The sequence below is a fragment of the Pseudomonas sp. BNK-44-b genome, from assembly GCF_047456245.1.
GTDB lineage: Bacteria > Pseudomonadota > Gammaproteobacteria > Pseudomonadales > Pseudomonadaceae > Aquipseudomonas > Aquipseudomonas machongensis.
On sequence record NZ_CP179908.1, the window covers coordinates 4,626,962 to 4,640,602 of the forward strand.

The 13,641-nt window shown below is 62.3% G+C and carries 13 protein-coding genes and 2 tRNA genes; 4 read left to right on the forward strand and 11 right to left on the reverse strand.

The window, feature by feature from the left end:
* Positions 1-31: 31 nt before the first annotated feature.
* From dnaB to rnr, 7 genes are all read right to left on the reverse strand, one after another.
* The gene (gene dnaB / locus ACMGGG_RS21075) at positions 32-1,429 is read right to left on the reverse strand and encodes a replicative DNA helicase (protein ID WP_054894540.1); all 1,398 of its coding nucleotides are present in this window, start codon (positions 1,427-1,429) and stop codon (positions 32-34) included.
* Between the two features lie 112 nt (positions 1,430-1,541).
* Positions 1,542-1,988 (reverse strand): 50S ribosomal protein L9, encoded by a 447-nt coding sequence (gene rplI, locus ACMGGG_RS21080; protein WP_003249568.1) that lies wholly within the window; start codon positions 1,986-1,988, stop codon positions 1,542-1,544.
* Positions 1,989-2,008: 20 nt separating this feature from the next.
* Complete coding sequence (locus ACMGGG_RS21085) at positions 2,009-2,899, reverse strand: hypothetical protein (RefSeq protein ID WP_054894539.1); 891 nt, start codon at positions 2,897-2,899, stop codon at positions 2,009-2,011.
* A 33-nt stretch (positions 2,900-2,932) separates the two neighbouring features.
* A complete protein-coding gene (gene rpsR, locus ACMGGG_RS21090) occupies positions 2,933-3,163 on the reverse strand; it encodes a 30S ribosomal protein S18 (protein ID WP_003249563.1) in 231 nt (76 codons plus the stop codon).
* A gap of 28 nt (positions 3,164-3,191) precedes the next feature.
* Positions 3,192-3,617, reverse strand: a complete 426-nt coding sequence (gene rpsF / locus ACMGGG_RS21095; RefSeq protein ID WP_029612766.1) for a 30S ribosomal protein S6 — start codon at positions 3,615-3,617, stop codon at positions 3,192-3,194.
* Positions 3,618-3,875: 258 nt separating this feature from the next.
* On the reverse strand, positions 3,876-4,622 hold the full coding sequence (gene rlmB, locus ACMGGG_RS21100; protein WP_063546384.1) for a 23S rRNA (guanosine(2251)-2'-O)-methyltransferase RlmB: 747 nt from the start codon (positions 4,620-4,622) through the stop codon (positions 3,876-3,878).
* On the reverse strand, positions 4,619-7,219 hold the full coding sequence (gene rnr, locus ACMGGG_RS21105) for a ribonuclease R (protein ID WP_414154373.1): 2,601 nt from the start codon (positions 7,217-7,219) through the stop codon (positions 4,619-4,621). The genes rlmB and rnr overlap by 4 nt, the downstream gene beginning before the upstream one ends.
* A gap of 273 nt (positions 7,220-7,492) precedes the next feature.
* Here rnr and ACMGGG_RS21110 point away from each other — a divergent pair.
* The 4 genes from ACMGGG_RS21110 (at position 7,493) to ACMGGG_RS21125 (ending at position 10,495) form a co-directional block, all read left to right on the forward strand.
* Positions 7,493-7,579: transfer RNA gene (locus ACMGGG_RS21110), tRNA-Leu, on the forward strand.
* An 81-nt stretch (positions 7,580-7,660) separates the two neighbouring features.
* Positions 7,661-7,747 (forward strand) — tRNA-Leu (locus ACMGGG_RS21115).
* A gap of 169 nt (positions 7,748-7,916) precedes the next feature.
* Positions 7,917-8,930 (forward strand): extracellular solute-binding protein, encoded by a 1,014-nt coding sequence (locus ACMGGG_RS21120; protein ID WP_063546388.1) that lies wholly within the window; start codon positions 7,917-7,919, stop codon positions 8,928-8,930.
* Positions 8,930-10,495 carry an ABC transporter permease gene (locus ACMGGG_RS21125; protein WP_414154374.1) on the forward strand — a complete coding sequence of 522 codons (1,566 nt, stop codon included), beginning with the start codon at positions 8,930-8,932 and terminating at the stop codon, positions 10,493-10,495. The genes ACMGGG_RS21120 and ACMGGG_RS21125 overlap by 1 nt, the downstream gene beginning before the upstream one ends.
* A 38-nt stretch (positions 10,496-10,533) precedes the next feature.
* On the opposite strand, the gene ACMGGG_RS21130 is transcribed toward ACMGGG_RS21125, so the two are convergent.
* From ACMGGG_RS21130 to ACMGGG_RS21145, 4 genes are read right to left on the reverse strand one after another with little or no spacing between them, the layout of a single operon-like run.
* Positions 10,534-10,965: a hypothetical protein gene (locus ACMGGG_RS21130; RefSeq protein ID WP_414154375.1), complete on the reverse strand. Its 432-nt coding sequence runs from the start codon at positions 10,963-10,965 to the stop codon at positions 10,534-10,536.
* A complete protein-coding gene (locus tag ACMGGG_RS21135; protein ID WP_063546391.1) occupies positions 10,962-11,744 on the reverse strand; it encodes an SDR family NAD(P)-dependent oxidoreductase in 783 nt (260 codons plus the stop codon). The genes ACMGGG_RS21130 and ACMGGG_RS21135 overlap by 4 nt, the downstream gene beginning before the upstream one ends.
* Positions 11,713-12,486, reverse strand: a complete 774-nt coding sequence (locus ACMGGG_RS21140) for an SDR family NAD(P)-dependent oxidoreductase (protein ID WP_414154376.1) — start codon at positions 12,484-12,486, stop codon at positions 11,713-11,715. The genes ACMGGG_RS21135 and ACMGGG_RS21140 overlap by 32 nt, the downstream gene beginning before the upstream one ends.
* Before the next feature lie 11 nt (positions 12,487-12,497).
* On the reverse strand, positions 12,498-13,637 hold the full coding sequence (locus tag ACMGGG_RS21145) for an NADH:flavin oxidoreductase (protein ID WP_414154377.1): 1,140 nt from the start codon (positions 13,635-13,637) through the stop codon (positions 12,498-12,500).
* Between the last annotated feature and the right edge of the window lie 4 nt (positions 13,638-13,641).

Below are 13,641 nucleotides of genomic sequence, written 5' to 3' on the forward strand. Positions count from 1 at the left end.
CCCACAGGGGGGCCGATTCAGTTCTGGGGGGTTATTCGTCGTCGTCGAAGTTGTACATGCCCGGCGCCAGGTTCTCGAAGCGGGTGTACTTGCCAATGAACGCCAGGCGTACAAAACCGATCGGACCGTTACGCTGCTTGCCGATGATGATTTCCGCCACGCCCTTGTGCTCGGTCTCGGGGTGATACACCTCGTCACGGTAGACGAACATGATCACGTCGGCGTCCTGCTCGATCGCTCCGGATTCACGAAGGTCGGAGTTGACCGGGCGCTTGTTCGGGCGCTGCTCCAGGGAGCGGTTGAGCTGCGACAGCGCGATGACCGGGCAGTTGAACTCCTTGGCCAGGGCCTTGAGCGAGCGCGAGATCTCGGAAATCTCGTTGGTCCGGTTGTCGCCGGCCGAGCCCGGAATCTGCATCAGCTGCAGGTAGTCGACCATGATCAGCGCGATCTCGCCATGCTCACGCGCCAGGCGGCGGGTACGTGCACGCATCTCCGAGGGGCTGATACCGGCGGTGTCGTCGATGAACAGCTTGCGGTCATTGAGCAGATTGACCGCCGAGGTCAGGCGCGGCCAGTCATCGTCGTCGAGCTGGCCGGAGCGGACCTTGGTCTGATCGATGCGACCCAACGACGAGAGCATACGCATGATCAGCGATTCGCCAGGCATCTCGAGGGAGAACACCAGCACAGCCTTGTCGCTGCGCAACACGGCGTTCTCGACCAGGTTCATGGCGAAGGTGGTCTTGCCCATCGACGGACGGCCGGCGACGATGACCAGGTCGGCGGGCTGCAGGCCGCTGGTCTTCTCGTCCAGGTCGGTAAAGCCGGTGGAAACACCGGTGATGTCGCTGTCGGAGTTGAACAAGGTGTCGATACGGTCGATCGCCATGGTCAACAGCTCGTTGACCCCCACCGGGCCACCGGTCTTGGGCCGCGCCTCGGCGATCTGGAAGATCTGCCGCTCGGCGTCGTCGAGAATCTCTTCGGCGTTGCGCCCTTGCGGGTTGAAGGCGTTGTCGGCGATGTCGGTACTGATGCTGATCAATTGGCGCAGCGTCGCCCGCTCACGGATGATCGCGGCGTAGGCCTTGATGTTGGCCACCGACGGAGTGTTCTTGGCCAGCTCGGCCAGGTACGCCAGGCCACCGACCTGGGTCGATAGGCCTTCCTTGTCCAACTGCTCGTGCAGGGTGACCACGTCGAACGGCTGGTTGGCATCGGCCAGCTTGTGCACGGCACGGAAAATCAGACGGTGGTCATGCCGGTAGAAATCGCCATCGGACACCTGGTCCAGCACTCGCTCCCAGGCGTTGTTATCCAGCATCAAACCACCGAGCACAGCCTGTTCGGCCTCGATGGAATGCGGCGGCACCTTCAGGGCAGCGGTTTGCAGGTCGAGCTGTTCGGGATTGGTAATCTCGTTCATGGCCACGCAAGAATTCTGGGGGGTTCAAAAAGACAAAGGGCACGGCCTGAAAAACAGGACCGTGCCCGATGTTAACCGGCTGGCCCGCAAGGGGCCAGTCAGTCAGCGCAGCTTAGGCAGCTACGACGACCACGCGTACGGTGGCTTCAACGTCGCTGTGCAGGTGCACAGCTACGTCGTATTCGCCAACCTGACGGATGGTGCCGTTCGGCAGACGAACTTCAGCCTTGGCCACTTCAACGCCGGAGGCGGTCAGGGCATCAGCGATGTCGTGGGTGCCGATCGAACCGAACAGCTTGCCTTCGTCGCCAGCGGTGGCAGTGATGGTCACTTCCAGCTCGGCCAGTTGGGCAGCGCGGCTTTCAGCCGAAGCTTTCTTGTCGGCAGCGGCTTTTTCCAGCTCTGCACGACGCTCTTCGAATGCAGCCAGGTTAGCGGCGTTGGCAACGGTGGCCTTGCCGAATGGCAGCAGGAAGTTACGGCCGTAACCAGCCTTAACTTTTACTTTGTCGCCCAGGTTGCCCAGGTTGGCGACTTTTTCCAGCAGGATCAGTTCCATTTGGTAAAACCTCTTAACTTTTAACCTTCACCGTTCGCGGAATCATTCCCCTTGGGGGAGTGGCGACCGCGAAAATCAATCAGGCTGTCGACAATGGCCAAGACCACGAGCAACGGATAGGTCAGCTGCATGAACAGCACCAGCGTCACGTACAACCCCACCAGCCAGAACCTGGCCAAGCGTTTCTGGGCCACCAGCCCATGCAGCAGGGCAATGCCCGCGAACATGAGCGGCACACTGCACAGCGGCGTAAGCAAGGCGACGGCGGAACCGAAGTTCGGCCCGAACACCATGCACGCCAGCAGCACCAGTGCCGGCACCAGGGGAATCCGCACCGCTTGAAACTCGCGGCCAAAACCTCCCGGGTTGTACAACGCGGCCTGCCAGTACCGGCCCAACATCAGGGCCAGAACGCTGACGACCTGCAGCAAAGCTGCAATCAGGCCGTTGAGCACCGGTACGATGAGTGCCCCCAGGTGTGCCTGCTCCTCCACCGACAACTGCTGGTAGAGACCGTCGAGCATCTGCGGCAGGGCTTTTTCAAGCGCTCGCGCCAGAGCTTCGATCGGTTCGCGGAACACTGAACCGAGGATGACACCGTACAACAGGCCCAAGGCGATGCTGGACAACAGCACCCGGTTCCAGGAGTGCCCGGCGCGCAACAGCGCAGCCAGCCCCAGCGTCCCCAGCAGCACCATCAAGGTGCGCGGCTCACCGAAGATCCACCAGGCCAGCGCGGGCAAGATGCCCCACACGATGACCGAGGATGCGTCCTTGAAACCACGCCGCAGGAACACCAGGCTCCCGGCGGCGGCACTCAACCAGAACAACAGCGGCAATGCCGCACAACCAGCCACCACGACAGTGGCCTGCACACGACCGCGCATGATGAAATCAGCCAACGCTCGCATGCCTATCCCTTACTACTTGTCGACGACCCGGTCTCAGCGGCCGTGGCTGTCGGTGTAGGGCAGCAGGGCCAGGAAGCGGGCGCGCTTGATAGCGGTAGCCAGCTGACGCTGATAACGAGCTTTGGTACCAGTGATACGGCTTGGAACGATCTTGCCGGTTTCGGATACGTAAGCTTTCAGGGTGTTGAGATCTTTGAAGTCGATCTCTTTCACGTCTTCAGCAGTGAAGCGGCAGAATTTACGACGACGGAAGAAACGTGCCATTTAATAGGCTCCTCTAAAGGTCCGTGGATTACTCGTCAGCGTTATCGCTGGAGTCGCTGTCATTGCTGTCGTCGCCATCGGCGGAGTCAGCATGCTCAGGACGCTCGCGACGCTCACGGCGCTCGCTGCGGTTCTCTTCAGCCTTCAGCATCTCGGACTGACCGGTAACGGCTTCGTCGCGACGGATGACCAGGTTACGGATAACGGCATCGTTGTAGCGGAAGTTGTCTTCCAGCTCGGCCAGGGCCTTGCCGGTGCACTCAACGTTCAGCATCACGTAGTGAGCCTTGTGCACATTGTTGATTGCGTAGGCCAGTTGACGACGGCCCCAGTCTTCCAGGCGGTGGATCTTGCCACCATCTTCTTCGATCAGCTTGGTGTAACGCTCGACCATGCCGCCGACTTGCTCGCTCTGGTCCGGGTGAACCAGGAAGATGATTTCGTAATGACGCATGAATGCTCCTTACGGGTTAGTAGTCTGCCAGCGAATCTGGTCAGACAAGGAGTGAATGACACTGTATGTCTTGCTTGAGAAGAGGCACATGCGCGCCTGCCAGCTCGGCAAGGGGCGCAATTGTAGAGAAGGCGGGTTGGACAAGCAAGGTGATTGGCGATTATTTGAACAGTCGGAAACATATTGGCGGGATATGTGAACGCGGCGGTGATGCTTTCGCGGGCTTGCCCGCGAAAGGAACGCCGCCGCTTCAGGCTCTCAACGCTTGGCCTGACGCTGCCTCACCGCCTCAAACAGACACACCCCGGTCGCCACCGAGACGTTCAGACTGCTGACACTACCAGCCATCGGCAGCTTCACCAGGAAGTCGCAATGCTCACGGGTCAGGCGGCGCATGCCCTTGCCTTCTGCGCCCATGATCATCACCAGCGGACCGGTGAGGTCCTGCTGGTAGATCTCCTGCTCCGCTTCGCCAGCAGTGCCGACCACCCACAGGCCGCGCTGCTGGAGTTTCTCCAGGGTGCGCGCCAGGTTGGTCACGGCCACCAGCGGGATCACCTCGGCAGCGCCACAGGCGACCTTGCGCACCACGCCTGTCAGCGTGGCCGACTTGTCCTTGGGAATCACCACGGCAGTTGCGCCCGCAGCATCGGCGGTGCGCAGGCAGGCGCCGAGGTTGTGCGGGTCGGTGACACCGTCGAGCACCAGGATCAGCGGCGGCGTCTCGGTGCGCTCGAGCAACTCCTCGAGCATCGCTTCGCCCCACACCTGGCTTGGGCTCACCTCGGCGACCACACCCTGGTGCACGCCCTCGACCCAGGCGTCCAGCTCACGGCGCTCGGCCTGGCCGACCGCAACGCGGTTTTCTGCAGCCAGTGCCAGCAGCGCCTGAAGACGCGGCTCGCTACGCCCTTCCGACAACCAGATCTGCTTGACCCGCTTGGGATGGTGCTGCAGCAACGCCTGCACGGCATGTACGCCGTAGATTTTTTCCAGCTGACTCATGACTTGCCGCTCTTGCCCTTACGCGGCGCGCCGGACTTCGACGGGCCTTTGCGATGCTTGGTCTTGCCCGCAGCCTTGCTGCCCTTCTCGGCCTTGCTGCTGGTGTGCTGCCGCGCATCCCCCATCAGCGCCTTCTTCATCTCGCGGCTCTTGCGCACTTCGGCGTTACGCTGCACGGCGTCTTTCGGGAAGTAGGCTTCAGAAGCTTCGCTCTTGCGGCTGCGCGGCTTGGGCGAGATCCTCGCCTCGGTGGCCGGTGCCGGTTCAGACTTGGCCGCACCCTTGATGGTCGCAGGCTTGCCGGCGTCAGCCGATTCGCTACGCGGCTTGCGGCCGCCCGGCGCCTTGATCGCGGCTTCGGAAAGTTCGAAGTCGATCTTGCGCTGCTCGAGGTCGACGCGCATCACCTTCACTTCGATGGTGTCGCCCAGGCGGAAGCTGCGACCGGTGCGCTCACCGGCGAGGCGGTGATGCACAGGATCGAAGTGGTAGTAGTCGCCCGGCAGCGCACTGACGTGCACCAGACCCTCGACATAGATGTCGGTCAGCTCGATGAACAGGCCGAAACCGGTCACCGCGGTGATCACGCCTGGGAAGGTTTCGCCCACGCGATCACGCATGTATTCGCACTTGAGCCAGTTGACCACGTCGCGGGTGGCTTCATCGGCACGGCGCTCGGTCATCGAGCACTGCTCGCCCATCTGCTCGAGGCTGTTCTCGTCGTACGGGTAGATCCGCGCCTTGGGAATGCTCATCGCACCGGCGCGCTTGACGTGCGGGGTGTCGATCTTCGAGCGGATCACGCTACGGATGGCGCGGTGCACCAACAGGTCCGGGTAACGGCGGATCGGTGAGGTGAAGTGGGTGTACGCCTCGTAGTTCAGGCCGAAGTGGCCATTGTTCTCGGTGCTGTACACCGCCTGACTCAGCGAGCGCAGCATGACGGTCTGGATCAGGTGGAAGTCCGGGCGCCCGGCGATGCTTGCCAGCAGGGCCTGGTAGTCCTTCGGCGAGGGGTCCTTGCCCTTGTGCAGCGACAGACCCAGCTCACCGAGGAAGGCGCGCAGTTTTTCCAGGCGCTCCGGTGGCGGCCCATCGTGCACGCGGTACAGAGACGGCACGTTGTGCTTCTGCAGGAACTCGGCAGTGGCGACGTTGGCCGCCAGCATGCATTCCTCGATCAACTTGTGGGCGTCGTTGCGCACGGTCGGACGAATTTCGTCGATCTTGCGGTCTTCGCCGAAGATGATCCGGGTTTCCTGGGTTTCGAAGTCGATCGCACCACGGGTATGACGGGCATCGACCAGCACCTTGTACAGCGCGTAGAGGTGCTTGAGGTCCGGTAGTACCGCGCTGTACTCCTCGCGCAGGGCCTTGCCCTCGCGGGTGCGGGAGTGCTCGAGCATGCAGCTGACCTTGTTGTAGGTCAGACGCGCATGGGAGTGGATCACGCCTTCGTAGAACTGGTAGTCGACCATCTGGCCGGCCTTGTTGATGGTCATCTCGCAGACCATGGCCAGGCGATCGACATGCGGATTCAGCGAGCACAGACCGTTGGAGAGTTCCTCGGGCAGCATCGGAATCACACGCTCGGGGAAGTACACCGAGTTGCCACGCTGCTGGGCCTCGACGTCCAGGGCCGAGCCCAGGCGCACGTAGCTGGAAACGTCGGCGATCGCCACGTACAGGCGCCAGCCGCCGGAGAACAGGCGCAGCTTGCCCAGCGGCTCGCAATAGACGGCGTCGTCGAAGTCGCGGGCGTCCTCGCCGTCGATGGTGACGAACGGCAGGTGGCGCAGGTCGATGCGCTTTTCCTTGTCCTTCTCTTCGACTTCGGAGCGGAACTTGCGCGCTTCCTTGATCACGTCCTTGGGCCAGACGTGGGGGATGTCGTAGCTGCGCAGGGCGACATCGATCTCCATGCCCGGCGCCATGTAGTTACCGATCACCTCGACCACATCACCTTGCGGCTGGAACCGCGGGGTCGGCCAGTGGGTGATCTTGATCTCGACGAACTGGCCGATCTTGGCGCCGCCGTTGCGCCCCGCAGTCACCAGCACTTCCTGCTGGATCTTCGGGTTGTCGGGGGTCACATAGCCGATGCCGCCTTCTTCGAAGTAGCGGCCAACCACGCTTTCATGGGCGCGGGAGATGATCTCGACCAGCACGCCTTCGCGGCGGCCACGGCGATCGACACCGGACACGCGGGCAAGGCCGCGGTCGCCGTCGAACACCAGGCGCATCTGCGCAGGGCTGAGGAACAGGTCTTCGCTGCCGTCGTCGGGGATCAGGAAGCCGAAGCCATCGCGGTGGCCGGAGACGCGGCCGCAGATCAGGTCAAGCTTGTCTACCGGGGCATAGGTGCCGCGCCGGGTATAGATAAGCTGACCATCACGCTCCATCGCGCGCAGACGGCGGCGCAGGGCCTCGATCTGGTCTTCTTCGTACAGACCGAACTCTGCCGCCAGCTCCTCGCGCGCGGCGGGTTCGCCACGGTCGGCAAGGCGCTGCAGGATCAGCTCACGGCTGGGGATGGGATTCTCGTATTTTTCCGCTTCGCGAGCGGCCTCGGGATCGAGGGATTGCCAATCGGCCATCAGAAGGGGTTCACCTTGGGGTATATAGATAGGAATTCTGGCATAGGCGTATTGAAACCGGAAATCTTTGCCTTGGACAGCCCCTGCGGGGCACCCCGGCAGCGGCATTAGGTCACTGGAATCAACAACTTGAATTTTTTGAAATTTTTTTCGATCCGGGGCTTTACAGCCCTCAGGGGCATCCGTATAGTGCGCACCACAACGACGGACAGCCGACGTTGTAGTTGAGATGAAACCTGATGTAAAGCATCATGTGACCTCGACAAAATGTGTGCCCAGGTGGCGGAATTGGTAGACGCGCTGGTTTCAGGTATCAGTGACTTAACGGTCGTGGAAGTTCGAGTCTTCTCCTGGGCACCAAATATTTCGAGTGATAGATAGCAGATTTTTCTGTCATTCAGCAACACGATTCAAGTTTCATGCAGTAGATGTAAAAGCTTTGCCCAGGTGGCGGAATTGGTAGACGCGCTGGTTTCAGGTATCAGTGACTTAACGGTCGTGGAAGTTCGAGTCTTCTCCTGGGCACCATATAAAAACCCACTAGCTTGCTAGTGGGTTTTTTCTTGCCTGCGATTTTTGCCCCCCACTGCCCCCGCATCCACCTCCCCTCGACTATTTGCCTTCATACGGCCACATGAGAAACGATTTCGTTTACCATTGTTTCGAAATATGTAGCCGTAAGCGAGGAAGTACCCGCATGACGATCCGCCCGAAACCGCTGATGCGCACCCTGGCCGCCGCTGTCCTGGGCCTGGTGATTGGCGCGCCGGCCGCCCTGGCAGACGAACCGGTCACGCTGACCATGTACAACGGCCAGCACAAGGAAATCGGCGAAGCCATCGCCAAGGCCTACGAGGCCAAGACCGGTATCCACATCAATATCCGCAAGGGCAGCAGCAATCAGCTGGCCAGCCAGATCATCGAGGAAGGCGCGCGCTCGCCTGCCGACATCATCTACACCGAAGAATCCCCGCCACTGAACAACCTGGGCGAACTGGGCCTGCTGGCGAAGATCGACGACGCCACGCTGGACATGCTGCCCAAGGAATACGTGGGCGCCAACGGCACCTGGATGGGCGTGACCGCGCGCACCCGCGTGGTGGTCTACAACCCGAAGAAGATCGACGAGAAAGACCTCCCCACCACCGTGATGGACTTTGCCGATCCCGAGTGGGATGGCCGCGTCGGTTACGTGCCGACCAGTGGCGCCTTCCAGGAGCAGGCCGTCGCCATCCTCAAGATGCACGGCCGCGAAGCCACTGAAGAATGGCTGACCGGCCTGAAGGCGTTCGGCAAGACCTACACCAACAACATGGTTGCACTGAAAGCAGTGGAAAAAGGCGAAGTCGCTGCCGTGCTGGTGAACAACTATTACTGGTACGCCCTGGAGCGCGAGCGCGGCAAGCTCGACTCCAAGCTCTACTACCTGGCCGACGGTGACGCCGGCAACCTGGTGACGATCTCCGGCGCTGCGGCCGTCAAGGCCAGCAAGCATCCCAAGGAAGCCCAGGCACTGCTCAACTGGATGGCCAGCGAAGAAGGCCAGCGCGTGATCACCCAGACCACCGCCGAATATCCCCTGCACAAAGGCATGGTCTCCGACCGCGGCCTGAAGCCGTTCGAAGAGCTGCGTCCACCGAAGATCAGCCCGGCCGACCTTGGCAATGCCGAAGAAGCCATCGAGCTCGAACGTGAGGTCGGTCTGCTCTGATGACTGCCGCCGCGCCCGATCCGGTCCTGGTACGCTTCGTGCCACGCCGCAAGCGCCCCTCCGTGTGGGTGGTGCTGCCTGTGCTGTTCCTGGTGGCGATGAGCCTGCTGCCACTGCTGTATGTCGCCATCAAGGCCTGGGAAGCCGGCTTGCATGAAGCCCTGCGCCTGCTCTGGCGCTCCTTCGTGTGGGGGTTGCTGCGCAACACCTTGCTGCTGATGGTGGGGGTCACCCTGGTGTGCATGGTGGTCGGCCTGGCGCTGGCCTGGCTGCTCGAACGCAGCGACCTGCGCGGGCGCCGCCTGTGGGGCGTGGTGCTGTGCCTGCCGTTTGCCGTACCTTCGTTCGTCAGCAGCTTTACCTGGGTGTCGCTGAGCTCGGACTTCGAAGGGCTCGGCGGGGCGATCCTGGTCATGGCGCTGTCGAAGTATCCGCTGGTGTTCCTGCCGGTGGCGGCAACCTTGCGCAACCTCGACACCTCGCTGGAGGAGTCGGCGCGCACCCTCGGTTGCAGCCGCTGGGGCGTGTTCCTCAAGGTCACCCTGCCATTGCTGTGGCCCGCCATGCTCGGCGGCGCGCTGCTGATCGCCCTGCACATGCTGGTGGAGTTCGGCGCACTGTCGATCCTCGGCCTGCAGACCTTCACCACGGCGATCTACCAGCAGTTCGAACTGGAGTTCAGCAACGCCAACGCCGCAATGCTCTCGGCTGTGCTGCTCGCACTGTGTCTGGTGATGCTCTGGCTGGAGCTGCGCGTGCGCGGCAAGGCCCGCCACGTGCGCATCGGCCAGGGCGTGGCGCGTCGGGCACAGCCCTTGCGGCTCAAAGGCTGGAGCCTGCCAGCACAGCTGTTCTGTCTCGGGCTGGCGGTGCTGGGCAGCGGCATTCCGCTGGCCATGCTTGGCTATTGGCTGAGTGTCGGCTCGTCGGCAGCCTTCCCGGCGGCGGCAATCGGCAAGGCCTTGCTGACCTCCCTGTCGGTATCGCTGGGCGGTGCTGGCTTCTGCGTAGTGCTGGCATTGCCGATCAGCTTCCTGGTGGTGCGCTATAAAGGCCGCCTGGCGATCTGGGCCGAACGCCTGCCCTACCTGCTGCATGCGCTTCCCGGCCTGGTGATCGCTCTGACCCTGGTGTTCTTCGCCCTGCACTACGTGCCAGCGCTCTACCAGACCACTGCGCTGCTGATCCTGGCCTACGCCCTGCTCTTCCTGCCGCTGGCCCAGGCGCCAGTGCGCACAGCGCTGAACAAGGCCTCGCCAACGCTCGAGGAAGCCGCCCGCACCCTGGGCGCCAGCAGCTTCGCGGCATTCTGCCGGGTCACGCTACCGATCATCTTCCCGGCCCTGGCTGCGGCCTTCGCCCTGGTGTTCCTGGATGCCATGAAGGAGCTGACCGCGACCTTGCTGCTCAGCCCGACTGGCATGACTACCCTGGCCACGGAAGTCTGGGCGCACACTGCCAATGTCGAGTTCGCCGCCGCCGCGCCCTACGCGGCGCTGCTGATCCTGGTATCGGGATTGCCGGTATACCTGCTGACGACACGGATGTACCTGAACAAGGCGTAGCATCGAGGCCCGGGCGCAGGCAGCCCGGGCCCAGCCATTCAATAGCCCAGCGCGCGTTTTTCCGGTCCGGCACTGACGACATGGCTCGGTCTGCGCAACTGCAATACCGCGAAAACCGAAAGAACCACCGCCAGCCCCCAAAGGATCGGCGTCGCTCCCTGGCTCAGAGCCACCATCTGCAGACCGACGACCAACAGACGCAACAGCGCATCGAGCCGACCATTGGCCACCGAAGGTTCGCGCAGGCGCGCCACACCCCAGATGACATAAGCCAGGGCGCCTAGATTGATGAAGAACATCGAGGTTGGGTCGAGCACACTGAAGGACGTCCCCAGGCCAAGCCAGGCATCGAGCCCGGCAAAAAGCTGGAATGCCCAGGCACTCAGCAGTGGAACGGCAAATGGCAGGGTGGCGACGATGTCATATACAGCGCCGATCCGGACGATGTTGGCGTAACGGGATTGATTCATTGGCAAACCTCCATGTGCATGCGTTCGAGAAGCGCTCTGACTTCGTAGAATTGTCCTGATTGCAGCGCGATCGCGTGACGTCGACCAAGCAGTTCGACGATTTGCGCGGCGCGTTGTTGCGCACTGACGATGTACCCCGGCTGCGTCGAGCGCTCTCGCAAGGCCACCAGTTCGGGAAAGCGCTCGTCGGCCTGCAGGATGGTTTGCGCCACGGTGGTGGCGACATTGCATAACCCCAGCACCGCAAAGAACACCTGCGGATTCTCCAGCTGGTAGACCTTGGCCAGGGCGTTGAGGGCGGCTTTGGAGACACTGTAGGAAAGCATGCCTGCGCGCTGACGAATGCCTGAAACCGAGGCCGAGAACACCACCTGGCTAACCTTGGCCTGTCGGCACAGCAGCAGGTCAAGTACCCATTTCACCGCTACCAGGTTGAGCTCCAGCACCGAGCGGAAGGACTCCACTGGCGTATTGCTCGCAAGCTCCGGGGCGCTGCCGAATGTTCCGGCATTAAGGTAGGCCGTTTCGAATGTCGTCTCACCGATGAAGGCCTGCAGAACAGGCTGGACAGCCTCGCCCGCACAAAGATCCAGCGCCCGGAAATGCATGCGTGGATGCTCCAGCAGCGCCGTTGGTACCCGTCGCGAAATACCCCAGACCTCATCGCCCCGCTCCAGGTGTAACCTGGCCAGTGCCAGCCCGATGCCCGAACTGACGCCCGTAATGAATATGTGAGCCATCAGTGCCTCACTCGAACTTGCCGATGTGATAGCCGCCATCGACGCTCAACACGCTGCCAGTCATGTAGCTGGCGCCGTCGCCAAGCAGGAACAACACTGCAGCAGCCACCTCGCCTGCCTCGCCGAAGCGCTTCATGACCGTAGCGTTGATCTTGCGCTCGGTGCCCGCAGGATTGGCCGCCAGCCGCTGCGGAGAGTTCATCCCGCCAAGAATCGGCCCTGGCGCTACCGCATTGACACGCACTGCATGGCGCCCATCGCGGTCGCAGGCATTCTCCATCGCCACCACTTGGGTCAGGGCGTTGAGCCCTGCCTTGCTCGCCACATAAGCAGCCTGGTTGGGCATGGCCATCACCCCCGCGCAGGAGGACAGATTGACGATCGAGCCGCCTGCCTTCCTGGCGATCAACCGCAACTCATGTTGCAGGCAATACAACGGGCCGTTCAGATTGATACGCACGACCCGCTCCCAGTCGTGTACCTGAAGGTCGGCGACCTGCGCATACGGTGCAGTGATACCCGCTGCATTGACGGCATGGTCGAGTCCGCCGAAACGCGCCTCTATCTCGGCGAAGGCATCGCGCACCGCGCCAGGCTCAGCTACATCGCACGGGATGAAACTGGCCTGCGCGCCCAGTTGCTCAAGCGCCGAACGCCCCTTCTCCAGGCTGCGGCCGAGCACAACGACGCGCGCCCCCTCCTCGCTCAGCCGCCGGGCAATGCTCAGGCCGATACCACTGCTGCCACCGGTGACAACGATGGTCTTTCCCTGAAACTGCATCTGGACTCTCCTTAGTCATATCGAATAGAGGCTGGCCGCTTGTACCGGTCATTGACGCAGCAGTACACGCGATCCAGCTGGGGATTGCTCTTGTCACGGAAACAGTTGCCCTCGAATCGACAGGCATGGACACTTCCCGGCTTGCCCTGCAACGACTTGTTCACCAGGTCGTTGTCAGCGAACAGGGCACGACTCATGCCCACCAGGTCAGTGACACCCAGCTCGAGCAAGGCCTCGGCCTGGGCCAGCGAGCCAGTGAAGCCGGCAAAGCCCACCGGGAGCGACGTCAGTTCGCGGATGTGCTTCACGCCATGCACCAGCATGGCGTGGACACGCGGATCGGCGCGCAGCATGTAATGGAACGTCTCCTTGATTGCCGCCGAACACATCAAGGCCGCCACGCCTGCACGCTCCAGCGCAGGCACCACCTGCTCGAGCAGGGCCGGTTGCTGCCCCTTGTCACCCAGGCAATCATCGATACCCAGACGCACGGAGATGTCGATGCCGCCCTGGGTTGCCTCCACGATCGCGTCCATGACCTCCAGCAGCAGGCGGGCCCGGCGCAATGGCGAGCCGCCGTAGCGATCCGTTCGCCGGTTGCTGTAGGGCGAGAGAAAGCTGCTCAACAGGTAGCCATTGGAGGCCTGCAATTGCACCATGCGGGCGCCGGCTTGCTGCGCCAGACGTGCTGCATTGGCGAACTGGGCACAGACGCTGCGGGCATCCTCGTGAGTCATGACCCTCGTGCCGCGACGACTTCGACTACCCACTGCCCGGCTGGGCGCCAGTAGAACTCCGCCACTGCGAGCCAGATCGCCCTGGCTGCCGTAGTGCTGCAATTGCACGACCACAGGGCAGGCATTTTCCCGCCCGTAGTCGATCAGCGGCGCCAAGTGGTGGACGTGACGCTGCTCGTACAGGCACAACCCTCCCTCGTGCAGCCGTGTGGATGCATCGACTGCGGAGTTGGCCAATACCACCATGGCGCAGCCTCCATCGATGATGCCCTTGTAGAAGGTCAGCATCTGCGGCGTCAGGCAACCTTCACGACCCAGATCGATACCCATGGGTGCGAAGTACACACGGTTCTTCAGGTTCAGGTGTCGTCCGAGGGTGATGGACTGGCGCGTCAGCGGGTATCCCGAGGCCACGCCG

Coding starts and splice junctions, on each gene's coding strand:
- dnaB (WP_054894540.1), bottom strand. CDS start 1,429: ATGAACGAGATTACCAATCCCGAACAGCTCGACCTGCAAACCGCTGCC.
- rplI (WP_003249568.1), bottom strand. CDS start 1,988: ATGGAACTGATCCTGCTGGAAAAAGTCGCCAACCTGGGCAACCTGGGC.
- ACMGGG_RS21085 (WP_054894539.1), bottom strand. CDS start 2,899: ATGCGAGCGTTGGCTGATTTCATCATGCGCGGTCGTGTGCAGGCCACT.
- rpsR (WP_003249563.1), bottom strand. CDS start 3,163: ATGGCACGTTTCTTCCGTCGTCGTAAATTCTGCCGCTTCACTGCTGAA.
- rpsF (WP_029612766.1), bottom strand. CDS start 3,617: ATGCGTCATTACGAAATCATCTTCCTGGTTCACCCGGACCAGAGCGAG.
- rlmB (WP_063546384.1), bottom strand. CDS start 4,622: ATGAGTCAGCTGGAAAAAATCTACGGCGTACATGCCGTGCAGGCGTTG.
- rnr (WP_414154373.1), bottom strand. CDS start 7,219: ATGGCCGATTGGCAATCCCTCGATCCCGAGGCCGCTCGCGAAGCGGAA.
- ACMGGG_RS21120 (WP_063546388.1), top strand. CDS start 7,917: ATGACGATCCGCCCGAAACCGCTGATGCGCACCCTGGCCGCCGCTGTC.
- ACMGGG_RS21125 (WP_414154374.1), top strand. CDS start 8,930: ATGACTGCCGCCGCGCCCGATCCGGTCCTGGTACGCTTCGTGCCACGC.
- ACMGGG_RS21130 (WP_414154375.1), bottom strand. CDS start 10,965: ATGAATCAATCCCGTTACGCCAACATCGTCCGGATCGGCGCTGTATAT.
- ACMGGG_RS21135 (WP_063546391.1), bottom strand. CDS start 11,744: ATGGCGGCTATCACATCGGCAAGTTCGAGTGAGGCACTGATGGCTCAC.
- ACMGGG_RS21140 (WP_414154376.1), bottom strand. CDS start 12,486: ATGCAGTTTCAGGGAAAGACCATCGTTGTCACCGGTGGCAGCAGTGGT.